Origin of the sequence: Streptomyces sp. cg36, from assembly GCF_041080675.1 — a bacterium.
Classification (GTDB): domain Bacteria; phylum Actinomycetota; class Actinomycetes; order Streptomycetales; family Streptomycetaceae; genus Streptomyces.
Window position 1 is genome coordinate 1,201,961 of sequence record NZ_CP163520.1, and the last position, 16,265, is coordinate 1,218,225.

At 74.4% G+C, this 16,265-nt stretch carries 16 protein-coding genes; 7 read left to right on the top strand and 9 right to left on the bottom strand.

From position 1 onward, the window contains the following. The first annotated feature begins 3 nt into the window (after positions 1-3). Entirely contained in the window at positions 4-1,347 is a 1,344-nt protein-coding gene (locus AB5J87_RS05350; RefSeq protein WP_369374477.1) for a glutamate-1-semialdehyde 2,1-aminomutase, read from the top strand. A gap of 112 nt (positions 1,348-1,459) precedes the next feature. Here the strand turns inward: AB5J87_RS05350 and AB5J87_RS05355 are convergent, their stop codons facing one another. Together AB5J87_RS05355 and AB5J87_RS05360 are read right to left on the bottom strand one after the other, a co-directional pair. Beyond that, positions 1,460-2,185: a phosphatase PAP2 family protein gene (locus AB5J87_RS05355; protein WP_369374479.1), complete on the bottom strand. Its 726-nt coding sequence runs from the start codon at positions 2,183-2,185 to the stop codon at positions 1,460-1,462. A gap of 224 nt (positions 2,186-2,409) precedes the next feature. Next, positions 2,410-3,375 (bottom strand): pirin family protein, encoded by a 966-nt coding sequence (locus AB5J87_RS05360; RefSeq protein WP_369374481.1) that lies wholly within the window; start codon positions 3,373-3,375, stop codon positions 2,410-2,412. 134 nt (positions 3,376-3,509) lie between these two features. Here AB5J87_RS05360 and AB5J87_RS05365 point away from each other — a divergent pair, with 134 nt between their 5' ends. The 3 genes from AB5J87_RS05365 to AB5J87_RS05375 all read left to right on the top strand — a co-directional run bounded on the left by AB5J87_RS05365 (position 3,510) and on the right by AB5J87_RS05375 (position 6,247). After that, complete coding sequence (locus AB5J87_RS05365; RefSeq protein WP_369374483.1) at positions 3,510-3,860, top strand: tetratricopeptide repeat protein; 351 nt, start codon at positions 3,510-3,512, stop codon at positions 3,858-3,860. A gap of 124 nt (positions 3,861-3,984) precedes the next feature. Continuing rightward, a complete protein-coding gene (locus AB5J87_RS05370) occupies positions 3,985-5,067 on the top strand; it encodes a magnesium and cobalt transport protein CorA (protein ID WP_369374485.1) in 1,083 nt (360 codons plus the stop codon). A gap of 130 nt (positions 5,068-5,197) precedes the next feature. Next, the gene (locus tag AB5J87_RS05375; protein ID WP_369374487.1) at positions 5,198-6,247 is read left to right on the top strand and encodes a M4 family metallopeptidase; all 1,050 of its coding nucleotides are present in this window, start codon (positions 5,198-5,200) and stop codon (positions 6,245-6,247) included. Positions 6,248-6,301: 54 nt separating this feature from the next. Here the strand turns inward: AB5J87_RS05375 and AB5J87_RS05380 are convergent, their stop codons facing one another. Together AB5J87_RS05380 and AB5J87_RS05385 are read right to left on the bottom strand one after the other, a co-directional pair. Beyond that, complete coding sequence (locus tag AB5J87_RS05380; protein WP_369374489.1) at positions 6,302-6,781, bottom strand: GNAT family N-acetyltransferase; 480 nt, start codon at positions 6,779-6,781, stop codon at positions 6,302-6,304. A gap of 46 nt (positions 6,782-6,827) precedes the next feature. Beyond that, the gene (locus tag AB5J87_RS05385; protein ID WP_369374491.1) at positions 6,828-7,373 is read right to left on the bottom strand and encodes a DUF1990 family protein; all 546 of its coding nucleotides are present in this window, start codon (positions 7,371-7,373) and stop codon (positions 6,828-6,830) included. A 230-nt stretch (positions 7,374-7,603) separates the two neighbouring features. On the opposite strand from AB5J87_RS05385, the gene AB5J87_RS05390 reads away from it, so the two are divergent. After that, on the top strand, positions 7,604-8,464 hold the full coding sequence (locus tag AB5J87_RS05390) for a nuclease (RefSeq protein ID WP_369383360.1): 861 nt from the start codon (positions 7,604-7,606) through the stop codon (positions 8,462-8,464). Between the two features lie 21 nt (positions 8,465-8,485). Here the strand turns inward: AB5J87_RS05390 and AB5J87_RS05395 are convergent, their stop codons facing one another. Next, positions 8,486-9,919: an NAD(P)/FAD-dependent oxidoreductase gene (locus tag AB5J87_RS05395; RefSeq protein ID WP_369374493.1), complete on the bottom strand. Its 1,434-nt coding sequence runs from the start codon at positions 9,917-9,919 to the stop codon at positions 8,486-8,488. Positions 9,920-10,056: 137 nt separating this feature from the next. Here AB5J87_RS05395 and trxA point away from each other — a divergent pair, with 137 nt between their 5' ends. After that, the gene (gene trxA, locus AB5J87_RS05400; protein WP_369374495.1) at positions 10,057-10,452 is read left to right on the top strand and encodes a thioredoxin; all 396 of its coding nucleotides are present in this window, start codon (positions 10,057-10,059) and stop codon (positions 10,450-10,452) included. Between the two features lie 5 nt (positions 10,453-10,457). Here trxA and AB5J87_RS05405 read toward each other — a convergent pair whose 3' ends face one another. The 3 genes from AB5J87_RS05405 to AB5J87_RS05415 all read right to left on the bottom strand — a co-directional run bounded on the left by AB5J87_RS05405 (position 10,458) and on the right by AB5J87_RS05415 (position 14,370). After that, positions 10,458-11,381: an AEC family transporter gene (locus AB5J87_RS05405; protein ID WP_369374497.1), complete on the bottom strand. Its 924-nt coding sequence runs from the start codon at positions 11,379-11,381 to the stop codon at positions 10,458-10,460. Positions 11,382-11,513: 132 nt separating this feature from the next. Further along, positions 11,514-12,950 carry a benzaldehyde dehydrogenase gene (locus tag AB5J87_RS05410; protein WP_369374499.1) on the bottom strand — a complete coding sequence of 479 codons (1,437 nt, stop codon included), beginning with the start codon at positions 12,948-12,950 and terminating at the stop codon, positions 11,514-11,516. Positions 12,951-13,185: 235 nt separating this feature from the next. Continuing rightward, positions 13,186-14,370 (bottom strand): acetyl-CoA C-acyltransferase, encoded by a 1,185-nt coding sequence (locus AB5J87_RS05415; protein WP_369374501.1) that lies wholly within the window; start codon positions 14,368-14,370, stop codon positions 13,186-13,188. A 133-nt stretch (positions 14,371-14,503) separates the two neighbouring features. On the opposite strand from AB5J87_RS05415, the gene AB5J87_RS05420 reads away from it, so the two are divergent. Next, on the top strand, positions 14,504-15,970 hold the full coding sequence (locus AB5J87_RS05420) for an IclR family transcriptional regulator C-terminal domain-containing protein (RefSeq protein ID WP_369374503.1): 1,467 nt from the start codon (positions 14,504-14,506) through the stop codon (positions 15,968-15,970). Here AB5J87_RS05420 and AB5J87_RS05425 read toward each other — a convergent pair. Continuing rightward, positions 15,934-16,197: a hypothetical protein gene (locus AB5J87_RS05425; RefSeq protein WP_369374505.1), complete on the bottom strand. Its 264-nt coding sequence runs from the start codon at positions 16,195-16,197 to the stop codon at positions 15,934-15,936. The two genes, AB5J87_RS05420 and AB5J87_RS05425, sit on opposite strands and share 37 nt — an antisense overlap. Between the last annotated feature and the right edge of the window lie 68 nt (positions 16,198-16,265).

Sequence of the window (16,265 nt, forward strand, 5' to 3'; positions counted from 1 at the left end):
GCCATGGACAGCGAACACACTGCACACACCGAAGAGTTCCACCTGCCCCGGTCACGGAGGGCGAACGAACGGCTGCACGCGATGATCCCCGGCGGCGCCCACACCTACGCCAAGGGCGACGACCAGTATCCCGAGGGTCTGGCCCCGGTCATCAGCCACGGCCGCGGCGCCCATGTGTGGGACGTCGACGGCAACCGCTACATCGAGTACGGCTCCGGTCTTCGGTCGGTCAGCCTCGGCCACGCCCACCCGCGCGTGGTCGAGGCGGTGCGGCGGGAGCTCGACCGCGGCAGCAACTTCGCCAGACCGTCCATAGTGGAGGTCGAGGCGGCCGAGCGCTTCCTGGCCACCGTGCCGACCGCCGAGATGGTGAAGTTCGCGAAGAACGGCTCCGACGCCACCACCGCCGCGGTGCGGCTGGCCCGCGCGGCCACCGGGCGGGCGCGGGTGGCGATCTGCGCCGACCATCCGTTCTTCTCCGTCGACGACTGGTTCATCGCCACCACGCCGATGGCCGCGGGCATCCCGGCGACCACCACCGACCTGACCGTCTCCTTCCCGTACGGGGACCTGGCCGCCACCGAGCAGTTGCTCGACCGGCACCGGGGCGAGATCGCCTGTCTGATCCTCGAACCCGCCACGCAGAGCGAGCCGCCGCCCGGCTACCTCGCCGGACTGCGCGAGCTGGCCGACCGGCACGGCTGCGTCCTGGTCTTCGACGAGATGATCACCGGTCTGCGCTGGTCGGCGGCGGGCGCCCAGGGCCTGTACGGCGTGGTGCCCGACCTCTCCACGTTCGGCAAGGCGCTCGGCAACGGGTTCGCCGTCTCCGCGCTGGCGGGGCGCCGCGACCTGATGGAGCTCGGCGGGCTGCGCGACACCCGCGAGCGGGTCTTCCTGCTGTCGACCACGCACGGCGCGGAGACGCACTCGCTGGCCGCCGCGATGGCCGTCCAGAGCACCTATGTGGAGGAGGGCGTCACCGCGCGGCTGCACGCCCTGGGCGACCGGCTGGCCGCCGGGGTCCGCGCCGCCGCGGCCGGAATGGGCGTCGGCGAGCACGTCCTCGTCCGGGGCCGGGCCAGCAACCTGGTCTTCGCCACCCTGGACGGGAACCTGCGGCCCTCGCAGGAGTACCGCACGCTGTTCCTGCGCCAACTGCTCGCGGGCGGGGTGCTGGCGCCGTCGTTCGTGGTGAGCAGCGCGCTCGACGACGCCGACATCGACCACACGGTCGAAGTGGTGGCCGAGGCGTGCGCGGTGTACCGGAAGGCCCTGGACGCAGGTGATCCCACCCCCTGGCAGGGCGGGCGGCCGGTGAAACCGGTGTTCCGCCGCCTGGCGTGAGGCGAGGCCGCCGTACGGCGGGACGTCGCCGCACGAGGTGAGGTGGCGCCTTCGCCGTACGGGGTGAAGGGACACCTTCGCCGCAAGGCGCGGCCCCGGCCGCCGGCGGTGTTCACGCCGACGGCCGGGCGTCGGCCGTCCGGTCGTCGAGGCGGTGGTCCGGCGGCCGGGGCGGCCGGTCGGCCACCCGGTCGACCAGCCACCCGGTCGCCGGGACCACCGCCAGCGCCGTGCACCAGCCGCCCAGGGCGTCGGTGGGGTAGTGCGCGCCGAGGACGACCTGCGCCCAGCCCATGGCGGCACCGGCGGCCAGCGCGGCGGCGAGCACGAGGGCGACACCGGCCGTCCTGCCGAGGCCGAGCCGGTCGGTCGCGAGCAGCGCCACGACGAGGGCCAGCGCGGTGGCGAACGCGGTGTGCCCGCTGGGGTAGGAGAGGTTGCCGTCGCCGTGGATGGTGCGTCCCACCACGTGTTTGAGCAGCGTCGCCGTCGCCACGGCCACCCCGGAGCCCGCCACGGCGAGCACCGCCGCGCGCGGACGCCGCAGCAGCAGGCAGCCCGTCACCACGGCCGCGACCACCAGCGCCGACCCGGCGGGCTCCCCCAGGAAGTCCAGGACGAGCGCGACGCGCCGCCACGGCGGGCGCACGGGGTCGGTGGTCGGCTGGATGAACCACCTGTCCACCGTGCCGTACTCGTGGTGGTCGGCGTAGCCGATGCCGAGCGCGGCGACCACCAGCGCGGCGAGCACCGCGACCGGCGCGAGCCAGGCGCGCAGCCGCTGGGGCAGTGCGCCGGTCGAAGCTGCCTCCGGCGTCCGCTGGCGCCCACTCCCCACCGACGACCCCCCGTCGTCTCTGCCCCGGCCCGCGCGGGAGCCGTCGGCCCCTGCGGCCGTCGCGGCCCCGGGCATCGGGGCCGGTCTCCACGCGCCACCCTAGCCAACGGCCCGGCCGCACATACGGCGGTCGGGCGGTCCGGGACGCCCGAGCCGAGCCAACTGGGCGTGAAACAGCGGCAGTTGAGCCACCGATGGCGAGAACCGACCGGTGGGTGCCCGGTTCAGCGCACCCGCCCCCGGGGCTTGAGCGGTACCGGCGGGAGCTCCGGGGCGGCCAGCCGGTCTCCGTCGTACCCCTTCACCTCGCCGAAGCGGCTGCCCTCCGCCCACTGCGCACGCGCCTGCTCGATGTCCGCCTGGGAGCGCCCGATGAAGTTCCACCACATCACGATCTCCTCCTCGAACGGCTCGCCGCCGAGCAGCATGAGGGAGGCGTCCGAGGCGGCGTGCAGCGGGAGTTCGGTGCGTCCGCAGCCGAGGTAGAGCATGGAGCCGGGGAGCACCGGCACCCCGTCCACCCGGGCCTCGCCGGACATCGAGAGGACCGCGTACTCGAAGTCGGCGTCCAGCGGCAGGGACTGCTCGGCCCCGGCCGCCAGGGTCAGGTCGGCGCCGACCAGCGGGGTGTAGACGGTGCCGGGCGAGGCCGCGCCGTCGAGTTCGCCCAGGATCACCGTGGCCGAGAGGCCGGGGGCTGTCACCACCGGCAGGTCCGTGTGGTGCTGGAAGTGCGGCTCGGTGTGGCGGTGGGCGTCGGGCAGGGCGACCCACAGCTGGGCGCCGTGCAGGAAGCGGGCGTGCGGGCGGGGGCTCTCCTCGGAGTGGCTGATGGCCCGCCCCGAGGTCATCAGACCCAGTTCGCGCGGGCGGACCGTCTGGAGGCTGCCGAGGCTGTCGCGGTGCAGGACCTCGCCCTCGTGCAGCCAGCTCACCGTCTGGAGCCCCATGTGCGGATGCGGCGGCACCTGCATGCCGGGCTCGTCGGCGATGTCGTCGGGGCCGTAGTGGTCGACGAAGGCCCAGGCCCCGACCATCCGGCGGCCGAGGTTGGGGAGCAGACGGCGGACCTCGGTGGACTCGCCGAGTTTGACGGTCTTCGGCGACAGCAGCTCGCGCACCGGCTCGGCGACCACGAAGCCACGGCCGCCGCAGACCGAGAGGGCGGCTTGACGATCGAGATTGCTCATGCCGCTCAACCTATTCCCCCCGGGGGCCGCGGGGGCACGGCTCCCACGGCCAGTCTGTTGTGGAATTTTCAATGAACGGCGGGCGTTCCCGGACCCGTAAGACGATCGGAGTGACCGCAGAGAGAGGAACCGTTGTGGGCGACACCTACTACTCGCACGGGAGCACGGCGGAGCGCTGGGACCGCGCCCGGCTGTTCTTCGAGGCCAAGGAGTACGTGCCGGCCGTGGACATCCTGACCGGCATCGTCGAGGAGGTGCCCGAGCAGGTGGCGCCGCGGCTGCTGCTGGCCCGCGCCTACTACCACTCCGCCCGGCTCAAGAAGGCGGAGGCGGAGCTGCGCGCGGTGCTGGAGCGCGACCCCGTCGAGCACTACGCCACGCTGATGCTCGGCCGCACCCTGGAGCGCCAGGGGCGGACCGCGGACGCCGCCCGCTATCTGCGGCTCGCCGCCGCCTTCGACGGGGACGTGGCCGCCGGGATGTGAGCCCCGGTCCGGCGGGGGCGCGGCGCGGCGGGCCCGCGCCCGCGCCCCGGCGGGGTGTGAACATGCCCACGCCCGAGGCCCGGCGGCCCGCACGGCCGCGCATGGCACACTGACCGCCGTGCCCATGATCCGCAACCTCCGCAGGGCGGTGCGCCGCGCGTACCGCCGTACGGTCGACCTCAGCCACCCCGCCCGCTCGCCGCTGGGCAGCGCCGTGGTGAACTGCGTCGTGTACCGCGACGGCGTGCGCCAGCCCGGCGACTGCCCCGTCGACGAGGCCGTGCGGCGGGTCCGCAAGGCGGGCGAGGGGTTCGTCTGGGTCGGGCTGCACGAGCCCGCCACCGAGGAGTTCGCCGGGATCGCCGCGCTCTTCGACCTGCACCCGCTCGCCGTCGAGGACGCGGTGCGGGCGCACCAGCGGCCGAAGATCCAGCCGTACGACGACGTGCTCTTCGCGGTCTTCAAGACCGTCGGCTACGTCGAGCACGAGGAGCTCACCGCCACCAGCGAGGTCGTCGGGACCGGGGAGCTGATGGTCTTCGCGGGGCCCGACTTCGTGGTCACCGTGCGGCACGGCAGGCACGGTTCGCTGGGGCCGCTGCGCGAGGACCTGGAGAAGTCCCCGGACCAGCTCGCCAAGGGCCCGGCCGCGGTGCTGCACGCCATCGCGGACCACGTCGTGGACGACTACCTGGTGGTCGTCGACGCGATGCAGGACGACATGGACGCCGTCGAGACCGCCGTGTTCAGCGACTCCGCCGGGCGCGCCGACGCGGGCCGCATCTACCAGCTCAAGCGCGAACTCCTGGAGTTCAAGCGGGCGGTGACCCCGCTGTACCGGCCGCTCCAGGCGCTGGCCGCCGCCCCGGTGCCGCCGGTCGGCGCCGACACCCAGCCGTACTTCCGTGACGTCTGCGACCATCTGGCCCGGGTCGGCGAGCAGATCACCGCCTTCGACGCGCTGCTCGACTCCATACTCCAGGCACATCTGGCCCAGGTGACGGTCGCCCAGAACGAGGACATGCGCAAGATCACCGCGTGGGCGGCGATCGTCGCGGTGCCGACGATGGTGTGCGGGATCTACGGCATGAACTTCGACAACATGCCGGAGCTCCACTGGCGTTACGGGTATCCCCTCGCCCTCGCCGTCATGGCGCTGGCGTGCTTCGCCATCCACCGGGGTTTCCGCCGCAACGGCTGGCTCTGACCGGGCGGTTGCCCGGGGCGTCCGTTCGTCACCCTCCGTAGGAACCGGGCGCTCCGACTCCGCCACCGATTTTCAGCCAACTCGACTACTCGACTCACTGTTGCCGTCACGCTGTGCCACATTGCTCGGCATGGAGACCAACACCGTGTTCTGCACGATCGTCCCGCCACACGTCCTCGACAAACTCGCGCAGGCCGAGGACCCCGCCACCTTCGAGCCAGCCCGCCGCACCCTGGAGCACGACGCGCTCCAGCGCACCCGGCGCCGGATCACCACCGTGCGTGGCCTCGCCCCGTCCGGCGGCACCGCGTCCGACAAGCCCGTCCGGACCGTCTACGACGCCAAGGGCCAGGAGACGCTGCCCGGCTCCAAGGTGCACTCCGAGACCGACCAGCCCTCCCAGGACGCCACCGTCAACCGCGCGCACGCCGGGCTGGGTGCCACTTTCGAGCTGTATCTGAAGGCGTACGGCCGCCACTCGATCGACGACTCCGGCCTGCCGCTCAACGCCACGGTCCACTACGGCGAGAAGTACGACAACGCCTTCTGGAACGGCGAGCAGATGGTGTTCGGCGACGGGGACGGCGAGCTGTTCGTCGACTTCACCACCTCGGTCGACGTCATCGGCCACGAACTCACCCACGGCGTCACGCAGTACACCGCCAACCTGGAGTACTTCGGGCAGTCCGGCGCGCTCAACGAGTCGCTCTCCGACGTGTTCGGCTCACTCATCAAGCAGTACGCGCTGGGCCAGACCGCCGACCAGGCCGACTGGCTCATCGGCCAGGGGCTGCTCGGGCCCCACATCCACGGGGAGGCGCTGCGCTCGATGAAGGCGCCGGGAACGGCGTACGACGACCCGCAGCTCGGCAAGGACCCGCAGCCCGCCACCATGGACGACTACGTCCGGACCGGCCGCGACAACGGCGGCGTGCACATCAACTCCGGCATCCCCAACCACGCCTTCTACCTGGTGGCCTCGGCGCTGGGCGGCAACGCGTGGGAGCGGGCCGGGAAGATCTGGTACGCCACGCTGACCGGCGGCGAGCTGGCGAGCGACGCGGACTTCGCGGCGTTCGCCCGCCTCACGGCCGCGACCGCCCGGAGCCTGTACGGCGAGGGCGACGAGATCCAGGCCGTGCTGAAGGCGTGGAGCCAGGTGGGCGTGCCGAGCACCTGACGGCGCGGACCGCGAGCGGGCGCGGACCGCGCGCCCGCTCGCGCCCCGACCCGCTCACACCCCGATCGGGAACTCCAGCTCCGGCCGGTCCCACAGCACCGCGGGCGGCCGGGCCGGGGCCGTGCCGGTGCGCCGGGCGCCCACGCTGCGGTAGAAGCCCTCGGCGGGCGGATGGGCCACCACCCGCACGCGGTCGAGCCCGGCGGCGCGCGCCCGGCCCGTCATGTGGTCGACGAGCCGGCGCCCGATGCCGAGCCCCTGGGCGTCGTCGGCGACGAACATCAGGTCCAGCTCGGGCGGGGCGAGCAGCAGGGCGTAGAAGCCGAGCACCCGGTCGTCGGCGCCGACCGCCGCGTGCACCTCGTGGGTCTCGATGTAGTCGGGCCCCACCCGGTAGCCCGCGACCATGGCGGCGTAGGGGCCCTCGTAGGCGCGCGAGGAGCGGACGAGCCGGGTGAGCCGCTGGGCGTCCCGGGCGACCGCGCGGCGGATCAGCACCGGCTCGCCACCCCGACTCGTAATGTGTGAAGTCATAGAGGGAGTATTACTCACCGCCGGGGCCGCGAGCCACCCCCACCCCTCACGCCCCTTCGCGCACCAGCCGTCGCAGGACCACTCCGCAGCGGCGGGCGTACAGGCGCTGGCCGACGGGCACCAGCGGTCCGGCGAGGCGGGTCCAGCGGCTCGCCGGGTGGCTGAAGGCGGTGACGGTGAACCAGACCCCGTCGTGCCGGTCCAGCTCGACCAGGAACGCCTCCTCGCCGCACTCCGGATGCCCCGGCAGCGTGCCGTACGCGAAGCCCACGCGGTGCGGCTCGTCCGCCGTCCACACCACCCGGCACGGCGCCTTCGCCGCGAAGGCGCCCGCACCGAGCCGGATGGTGACGGGAACGCCCGGCGCGGCCCGCTCGGCGGGCGAATCCACGCCCACCCCCAGGGCCCGGTGCATGCGCCAGTCGGTGATGGCGGCCCCCGCGCGCCGCAGTACGTCGGGACCATGGCCGATTCTCACCCGGTGCCGGAGGTGGTGGTAGCCGGCCGGGAGCCGGAACCGGGCCGTGGCGCCGACCTCGGGATAGGTGAACGCGGGAACCTCGGCGAGGCCGTGCGGGGCGGCGAGGGCCATCACCGCACCTCCGTTCTGAACGTGTTCAAGTCCACGTCGAACCTAACGCCCCCTGAACGCGTTCAACAAGGCGGGTCGGCAGGCGGACGCGGAGTACGCGCAACGCCGTACACCGGGGTGCGCGCCGGGGCCCGCCGGACCGTAGGTATCGCCACCGGCGGGCGCCCCGGACGGCCGGACGCAGGATGCTGGAGGTACCCGGTGTGCGAGCTGAGGAGGCCGTCGTGGGAATGCTCGTGATCGAAGGAACCTACCGGGTCACCGGAGCCCGGCCGGACGGCGACTCCGTCCGCTTCCACCCCGCCGACCCCGCCCAGTGGGACCTGGTCCCCGGGCCCCACCGGGTGCGGCGCAACCGCACCGGCGGTGCCCAGCTGCGGCTCGACGGCATCGACAGCCTGGAGACCCACTACATCCCCGCGCACGGCCGCGAACTGCACCAGCCGCCGCCGTTCGCGGACGCGGCGGCGGACGCGCTGACCGCCGCGCTCGGCTTCACCTCCGTGCTGCGCGACGCCCACGGCACGGTCACCGCGTCCGAGCCCGCCCAGGCGCCCGGGTTCGTCCTCACCCGGGGCGCGGACCTGCACGGCCGCTGTGTCGCCCTGGCGGGCACCGGTCCGGCGCCCGCCCCCAGCGGACAGCAGCACTTCGTGGACGCGGCGCTGCTGCAACGGACCGCGAACCTGAGCCAGTTGGCGGCCGGGCTCGCCTACCCGACGTACTACACCAAGCTGTTCGTCGAGCTGCGCGCCGCGATGACCACCGCCGTCCAGGAGGCGCGCACCGCAGCCGAGGGGCTGTGGCCGGTGGACCTCACCACCACGGGCGCCAAGATCGACGGCCTGGCGTCGCTCACGGAGACCGCGGTGGTGCTGCCCAAGCTCTTCCGGCGCCTCGCCGACTATCTCGTGCTCGGCGCCGGCGACCCCTCGCTGGCCGGGTTCAAGGCGTTCCTCGACCAGCGCCCCGACCGCCTCCTGGTCGTCTCCAGGGGCCAGTTCACCCAGCTGTCCACGATCGTGGAGGTCACCGACCAGACGGTCCGGCTCACCGAGCCCCCGGAGAACCTGGTCTTCGACGAGAGCTGACGGCGCGCCGGACCGGCCGTCCTACTGGTCCCGGTACGCCTCCAGCAGGCGCAGCCAGATCTCGCTGATCGTGGGGTACGCCGGGACCGCGTGCCACAGCCGGGCCAGCGGCACCTCGGCGGCGACCGCGATCGTCGCCGAGTGGATCAGCTCGCCCACCCCGGGGCCGACGAAGGTGACGCCGAGCAGGACCTCGCGGTCCAGGTCGACCACCATCCGGGCGCGGCCCCGGTAGCCGTCCGCGTACAGACCGGCCCCCGCCACCGACCCCAGGTCCTTGTCGACGGCGCGGACCCGGTGGCCGGCCGCCTCGGCCTCGGCAAGGGTGAGCCCGGCCGAGGCGGCCTCCGGGTCGGTGAAGACGACCTGGGGGACGGCGGCGCGGTCGGCGGTGGCGCTGTGGGCGCCCCAGGCGTCGGTCTCCAGGAGCGGGACCCCGGCCGCCCGCGCGGCGATCGCGGCGCCCGCGATCCGCGCCTGGTACTTGCCCTGGTGGGTGAGGAGCGCGCGGTGGTTCACATCGCCGACCGCGTACAGCCAGTCGCTCCCCGACACCTTGCAGGACTCGTCGACCGGCAGCCACGCGCCGGGCTCCAGGCCGACGGTGTCCAGGCCGATGTCGTCGGTGCGCGGGGCGCGGCCGGTGGCGAAGAGGATCTCGTCCGCCTCGATCCGCTCGCCGCCGTCCAGGACGACGGTGAGCGGGCCGCCGCCGTCCTCCCGTACGACCTCGGCGACCGAGACACCTGTACGGACCTCCGCGCCCGCCTCGGTGAGGGCCTCGGCGACCAGCTCGCCCGCGAACGGCTCCATCTTCGGCAGCAGCCCGCCGCCGCGCACCAGGACCGTCACCCGCGACCCGAGCGCCTGCCAGGCGGTGGCCATCTCGACGCCGACCACTCCCCCGCCCACGACCACCAGCCGGCCCGGCACCTCCTGCGCGCTGGTGGCCTCCCGGCTGGTCCAGGGGCGGGCGGTGGCCACGCCCGGCAGGTCGGGCACGACCGCGCGGCTGCCCACGCAGACCGCGACCGCGTGCCGGGCGACCAGGACGTGGTGCTCGCCCTCGGGGCTGGTGACCTCGACCTTGCGGGTGCCGTACAGCCGCCCGTGGCCCCGGTAGAGGTGGGCGCCGATCGAGTCCAGCCAGTCCACCTGGCCGTCGTCCTTCCAGTGCGAGGCGTACTCGTCCCGGTGCGCCAGGACCTCGCCCGTGTCCAGCGGGCCGCCCACGAAGGGGCGCAGGCCCGGCACCCTGCGGGCGTCGGCCCGGGCGATCACCGGCCGCAGCAGCGCCTTGCTGGGCATGCACGCCCAGTACGAGCACTCACCCCCCACCAGTTCGCTCTCCACCACCGCGGCGCTCAGCCCCGCCGCGCGCACCCGGTCGGCGACGTTCTCCCCGACCGGTCCCGCTCCCAGCACCACTACGTCGTACTCCACTGCTTCCGTCATGGGCACAGTCTGGTGCGAGGAGTACGCCGGGGCCACAAGGGCATGCGTGGGGCAGCGGAAAACGTACGGAATACCACAACGGCGACCGCCGTTGTGCGAGACGGCTTCACGGTGAGGCCAGGAAGAGGGAGTGCGTGATGGCGACTGTGGAGCTGACCAAGGAGAACTTCGACCAGGTCGTGTCGGACAACGAATTCGTCCTGATCGACTTCTGGGCCTCCTGGTGCGGACCGTGCCGGCAGTTCGGCCCGGTCTACGAGGCCGCCTCCGAGCGCCACGGCGACCTGGTCTTCGCCAAGGTGGACACCGAGGCCCAGCAGGAGCTGGCGGCGGCGTTCGAGATCCGCTCGATCCCGACCCTGATGATCGTGCGCGACAACGTGGCGATCTTCTCGCAGCCGGGCGCGCTGCCGGAGACGGCGCTGGAGGACGTCATCGGCCAGGCGCGGGCGCTGGACATGGACGAGGTCCGCAAGTCCGTCGCGCAGGCGCAGGAGGCCGAGCAGGCCAAGCAGGGCGGCAAGGCGGAGTAGCCCGCTCAGCCCAGCTGCCAGGCGATGAACGACAGCGACACCATCGACAGCAGCGTCGAGAGCAGCACGGTGTCCCTGGGCAGTTCGGTGTCCAGGGAGTACTCGGACGCGAAGATGAACGCGTTCTGGGCGGTGGGCAGGCCCGCGCACAGCACGACCGCGAACAGCGCGTGCCCGTCGAGGCCGAAGGCCCACCGCCCCAGGGCGTAGGCGAGCAGCGGCTGGACGGCGACCTTCAGACCCACCAGGATCAGCCGCTCGGCCCGCCCGTCGGCGCCGGCCCGGGCACGGGTGTTCAGTGACATGCCGAGCGCGAAGAGCGCCGAGGGCACGGCGGCGCCGCCGAGGGTCTGGAGCGGCGAGGCCAGGGTGGCGGGCACGCCCACATCGAGCCCGGCGAGCAGCAGGCCGCACGCCGAGGCCCCGATCACCGGGTTGCGCAGCGGCAGTTGCAGGATGCGCGTCCAGCGCTCGCGGGCGCCGCGCTGGGCGTCCAGCTCGATCAGCACCAGGATCAGCGGGGTGATGAAGAGCATCTGGAAGAGCGCGGCGGCGACGATGAACGAGGTGTCGTGCAGGACGTGCACGGCGACCGGGATGCCCAGGTTCGCCGAGTTCACATAGGACGCGGCCATCGCGCCTATCGCCTGTTCGCCGCGCTTGCGCCGGAACGTCCAGCGGCTGACGAGGAGTCCGGCCGCGAAGACCGCGCAGAGGCTGACGGCGAAGGCCGCCACACCCGGGCGGGCCAGATCGCCCGGGTGGGAGCGGGACATCGTCAGGAACAGCAGCGAGGGCATCGCGAAGGTGAACGCGAACCGGCCGAGGACGTGCTGGGCCTGGGCACCCAGCACGTTGTGGCGCCCCGCACCCCAGCCGCACGCCGTGAGTGCCCAGATGGGGAGGAAGCCAGTGATCACTGAGTGCACCGCGCCAGCGTATGCCGTGCCCCGAACGGACGGTCGGGAGGGTGTGCGACCGCGGGCGGTCCGCACCGACGCCCGGAGACCGCGGGCGGTCCGTACCGGCTCCCGGAGACCGGGGTCCGTCCGCACCGGCTCCTAGAACGCGTGGCCCGCCGGCTCGCGGCGCACCGTCGTCCAGCGCAGGTCCGTGAACGCCTCGATGTTGGACGCCCCGCCGAACCGGGCGCCCGTCCCGGACGCCGCGATGCCGCCGAAGGGGGCCACCGCCTCGTCGTTGACCGTCTGGTCGTTGATGTGGGCGATGCCCGTGGGGATGCGGTCGGCGAGCTCCAGGCCGAGGGCCGTGTCCCGGGTGACGATGCCCAGGGAGAGTCCGTACGGTCCGTCGGCGGCCAGGGCCGCGGCCTCGTCCAGGGTGCGGAAGGCCCGTACGGGGGCGACCGGTCCGAACACCTCCTCCCGGTACGCCGGGCAGTCGTCGCCCGCGTCCGCGAGGACGGTGGGGCGGTAGAAGAGGTCGCGGTGGGTGCCGCCCGCGGCGACCCGGGCGCCCTGGGCGGTGCTGGCCTCCACCAGGCCGTGGATCTTGGCCAGTTGGTCCCGGTCGATGATCGGGCCCAGGTGGACCTGCTCGCGGTAGGGGTCGCCGACGGCCAGCGCGTCGGCCCTGGCCGCGAGGCGCTCCACGTACTCCTCGTACAGCGAGGCGTGCACCAGGTGGCGGCCGGTGGTCATGCAGATCTGGCCCTGGTGGAAGAAGGAGCCCCAGGACGCCTGGGCGACCGCGCCCTCGATGTCGGCGTCCTCCAGGACCACGAGCGCGGAGTTGCCGCCGAGCTCCAGGTGGACGCGCTTGAGCAGCCGTCCGGCCGTCTCGCCCACCGCGCGCCCGGCGGCGGTGGAGCCGGTGAAGGAGATGACCGGGACGCCCGGGTCGGCCACCAGGGCCCGCCCCGCCCCGGCGCCGCCGGGCAGGACGTGCAGCAGACCCTCGGGCAGCCCCGCCTCGGCGAATATCGCGGCGAGCGCGAGGCCGCCGCAGACCGCGGTGCGCGGATCGGGCTTGAGCACGACGGCGTTGCCGAGCGCGAGGGCGGGGGCCACGGAGCGGATGGAGAGGATCAGCGGGGCGTTGAACGGCGCGATGACCCCGGCCACCCCGACCGGCACCCGGCGGGTGAAGCTGAGCCGGGGCTCCTCGCTGGGCAGCACCTCGCCCAGCGGGCGCGAGGCGAGCGCGGCGGCCTCGTAGCACTCCTGGGCGGCGACGTGCAGCTCGAAGCCCGCCTTGCCGGGGACCGAGCCGGACTCGCGCACCAGCCACTCGCCCAGTTCGTCCGCGTACGCGGCGAACAGGTCGCCCGCCCGGCGCAGTACGGCCGCGCGGGCGAGGTGCGGGCTGCGCGCCCAGCCGGGCTGCGCCGCGCGGGCCGTCGCCACGGCGTCCGCGATGTCCGCGGCCGTGGCCAGGGTGATCGCGCCCAGGGCCTCTCCGGTGGCGGGCTCGGTGACCTCGTACTCACCCCCCGACAGCGTGCGCTCCTGCCAGGTCTTGGGGTCGAGCAGGGTCATGGAGGATCTCCAGTCTCACTCATGGCGGACCCGGGGCGGGCCCGGACCGGTGGGAAGTCCCGTGCGGTGCGCGGCGGTTCCGGGCCGTCGCGTGCGGTGTCCGTGCACCCGGGCGCACGGACATCCGGTTGAACGCGCAAACATCCTAGTCGTGCACACCAGAACCGTACGGCCCACCCGCACCCGATGGGCCGTCATGGGCGGGCGCGGCCCGTACGGTTGAGGAGACCCGGGCTCAGCGCTCCAGGACGAGCGCCAGCCCCTGGCCGACGCCGATGCAGAGTGCGGCCAGCCCCACGCCCGAACCGGCGGCGGCCAGTTGGCGGGCCACCGCCCCGGCGAGCCGGGCGCCCGAGGCGCCGAGCGGATGGCCGATGGCGAGGGCGCCGCCGCGCGGGTTGACGACGCCGGGGTCCAGCTCGGGCCACTGCGCCAGACACCCCAGCGCCTGCGCGGCGAACGCCTCGTTGAGCTCGAAGACGCTCAGCTCGCCCAGGCTGCGGCCCGCCTTTGCCAGCGCGCTGCGCACCGCCTCGACGGGGCCGAGCCCGAAGAGCTGCGGCTCGATGCCGGTCACGGCCGACGCGCGGATCCGGGCGAGCGGTTCGCGGCCGGTGGCGCGCAGCCCCTCCTCGTCGACGAGCAGCAGGGCCGCGGCGCCGTCGTTGAGGGGCGAGGAGTTCCCGGCGGTCACCGAACCGTCCGGCCGGAAGGCGGGCTTGAGCCGGGCGAGCGCCTCCATGGAGGTGGACTCGCGCACACACTCGTCGCGGACCAGGTCGACGCCCTCGTACGGGACGACCTCGTCGTCGTAGAGCCCCTTGGCCCAGGCGTCGGCGGCCTTGCGGTGGCTGTCGAGGGCGAAGGCGTCCTGCTGATCGCGCGTCAGGGAGTGGCGGTCCGCGATGAGTTCGGCCCCCTCGCCCAGTGCCACCGTCCACTCCTCGGGCATCCGCGGGTTGGTCATCCGCCAGCCGAGCGTGGTCGACCAGAGCTGCTGGTGGCCCGCCGGGAAGGCGCGCTCGGGCTTCTGCACCACCCAGGGCGCCCGGGACATCGACTCGACGCCGCCCGCGATCGCGAGGTGCGCGTCGCCCACCGCGATCGCGCGGGCCGCCTGGATCACGGCCTCCAGGCCCGAGCCGCACAGCCGGTTGACGGTGACCCCGGGCACGGTGACCGGCAGCCCCGCGAGCAGGACGGCCATCCGGGCCACATCGCGGTTGTCCTCCCCGGCCCCGTTGGCGTCGCCGAAGTACACGTCGTCGACGCGGGCCGGGTCGAGCTCGGGCGAGCGGGCGACGAGCGAGCGGACCACGTGCGCGGCGAGGTCGTCGGGCCGCACTCCGGCGAGCGCTCCCCCGAACTTGCCGATCGGGGTGCGCACGGCGTCGACGATGTACACGTCCCGGATGCTCATCGGTCTCTCTCCCGCCGGTCGGCCCCGCCCGCGTGGTGCGCGACGCGCCCTGTTCGCCCAGTGAACTTTGGTTCAGAATCAAGCCCGAGTCTCGGCCCGCCCCCGCGCGCTGTCAACGGCCCTTGGAGGACCCGTGTCCGAAGAACCGCCCGTCGGCCCGCTGGAGCGCGGCCTCGCGGTGCTGCGGGCGCTGGCCGCCCGGGACGCCGATCGCGGTGCTCTCGTACGGTCCACGGGGCTCGCCCGGGCCACCGTCGACCGGGTGGTGGCGACCCTGGACCGGCTGGGTCTGGTGCGCGCGGACGGCCGGGAAGTGACCCTCGCGCCGCGCCTGATGGAGCTGTCCGGCGCCTATCTGCGCGGCTGCGGGCTCCCGGCCGCGCTCGGCCCGCTCGCCGCGCGGCTCGCCGACGAGCTGGACGAATCGGTCTTCGTGGCCGTGCCGGACGGGGCGGGCGCCCGGGTCGTGCTGCGCACCCCGCGCCGCCGCACGGTGGCCCCGGCGCTGCGCGTGGGCGACCTCCTGCCGGAGCGGGGGCTGCCCCCGGGCGCGCCGTTCCCCGCCGCCGCCTCCCGGTGGGCGGCGGGCGACGGGCTGCTGGCGGCGGCGGTGCCGGTACGGGACGCGGCGGGACGCACGGTGTGCGCGGTGAGCGTGCTCGGCCGGACCGGCCCCCGTCCGCCGGGCGAGGTGCCGCAGCCGCTGCGGGCGACGGCGCGGGCGATGGAGCGGGCCCTGGCGGCGCCCCGCGCGGCGGACCCGGACCCGGTCCGCCGCGCCGACGGCTCCCTGGCGCTCAAGCGCGAACTGGGCCCCGGCTTCCTCCAGTCGCTCGCCCGGGGGCTGGCCGTACTGGTGGCGCTCGGCGGCGACCGGGGCGACGGGCTGACGCTGTCGGAGGTCTCCGCGGCGACCGGTCTGGCCCGGGCCACGGTCCGGCGCTCCCTGCTCACCCTGGTCCACCTGGAATACGCGCACTGCGCCGGGCAGCGCTACCGGCTGCTCCCCCGGGTCCTGGAGCTGGGCTGCGCCCGCCTCTCGGCGCTCGGGCCCGCCGAGGTCGCCCAGCCCCACCTCGCCCGGCTGGTGGCGCGGACCGGCGAGTCCGCGTCGATGGCCGTGCTGGACGGGGCCGACATCCGCTATGTGGCGCGGGTGCCGACCGTACGGATCATGAGCATCGACATCACGGTGGGGACCCGGTTCCCGGCGTACGCCACCTCGATGGGGCGGGTGCTGCTCGCCGCGCTGGCGCCCGAGCGGCGCCCGCCGCTGCCCGCCGGGCTCCCCGCGCTCACCCCGAACACCGTGACCTCGCCCGCCGAGCTCGCCCGGATCCTGGAGCGGGTCGCCGCGAACGGCCACGCGCTGGTCGCCGAGGAGCTGGAGGAGGGGCTCCGCTCACTGGCCGTGCCGGTGCGCGGCGCCGACGGCCGGGTGGTGGCCGCGCTGAACGTGGCCCAGCCCGCCGGGCGCGGCACGGCCGCCGAGATGCTGCTCGCCCTGCTGGCGCCGCTGCGGGCGACGGCCGCGCTGGTCGAGGCGGACCTGGCCGCCCTGGCTCACTCCGGCGGCGCGATCAGCGCGGTCAGACCGTAGTCGAGCTCGGCGCCGTCCACCAGGAGCGCCTCGACGGTACGGGTGGCGGGGTCGATGTCGGCGACCAGGCCGTGCCCGGCGTAGCGCGGGTAGCCGGTCTCGCCCACCTCGCCGGTCGCCCCGACCACCGCGGAGCGGACGGCGCTGTCGGCCACGGACGCGGTGCCACGGCTGTCGACGTGGGCGGGGACGATGAGGATCTCGAAGCGCGCGGGGTGCGGTTCCATGGGGCGCACGCTAGGCGTGGCGGGGGCCGCTCGCCCGGCTGCCACTCCCTGACCGGCCGGAATTTCCC

What these genes read in the sequence shown, in the direction of transcription:
- AB5J87_RS05370 (WP_369374485.1), top strand. Translation starts at nt 3,985, where the DNA reads ATGATCCGCAACCTCCGCAGGGCGGTGCGCCGCGCGTACCGCCGTACG.
- AB5J87_RS05350 (WP_369374477.1), top strand. Translation starts at nt 4, where the DNA reads ATGGACAGCGAACACACTGCACACACCGAAGAGTTCCACCTGCCCCGG.
- AB5J87_RS05360 (WP_369374481.1), bottom strand. Translation starts at nt 3,375, where the DNA reads ATGAGCAATCTCGATCGTCAAGCCGCCCTCTCGGTCTGCGGCGGCCGT.
- AB5J87_RS05375 (WP_369374487.1), top strand. Translation starts at nt 5,198, where the DNA reads ATGGAGACCAACACCGTGTTCTGCACGATCGTCCCGCCACACGTCCTC.
- trxA (WP_369374495.1), top strand. Translation starts at nt 10,057, where the DNA reads ATGGCGACTGTGGAGCTGACCAAGGAGAACTTCGACCAGGTCGTGTCG.
- AB5J87_RS05390 (WP_369383360.1), top strand. Translation starts at nt 7,604, where the DNA reads ATGCTCGTGATCGAAGGAACCTACCGGGTCACCGGAGCCCGGCCGGAC.
- AB5J87_RS05395 (WP_369374493.1), bottom strand. Translation starts at nt 9,919, where the DNA reads ATGACGGAAGCAGTGGAGTACGACGTAGTGGTGCTGGGAGCGGGACCG.
- AB5J87_RS05415 (WP_369374501.1), bottom strand. Translation starts at nt 14,370, where the DNA reads ATGAGCATCCGGGACGTGTACATCGTCGACGCCGTGCGCACCCCGATC.
- AB5J87_RS05425 (WP_369374505.1), bottom strand. Translation starts at nt 16,197, where the DNA reads ATGGAACCGCACCCCGCGCGCTTCGAGATCCTCATCGTCCCCGCCCAC.
- AB5J87_RS05410 (WP_369374499.1), bottom strand. Translation starts at nt 12,950, where the DNA reads ATGACCCTGCTCGACCCCAAGACCTGGCAGGAGCGCACGCTGTCGGGG.
- AB5J87_RS05380 (WP_369374489.1), bottom strand. Translation starts at nt 6,781, where the DNA reads ATGACTTCACACATTACGAGTCGGGGTGGCGAGCCGGTGCTGATCCGC.
- AB5J87_RS05385 (WP_369374491.1), bottom strand. Translation starts at nt 7,373, where the DNA reads ATGGCCCTCGCCGCCCCGCACGGCCTCGCCGAGGTTCCCGCGTTCACC.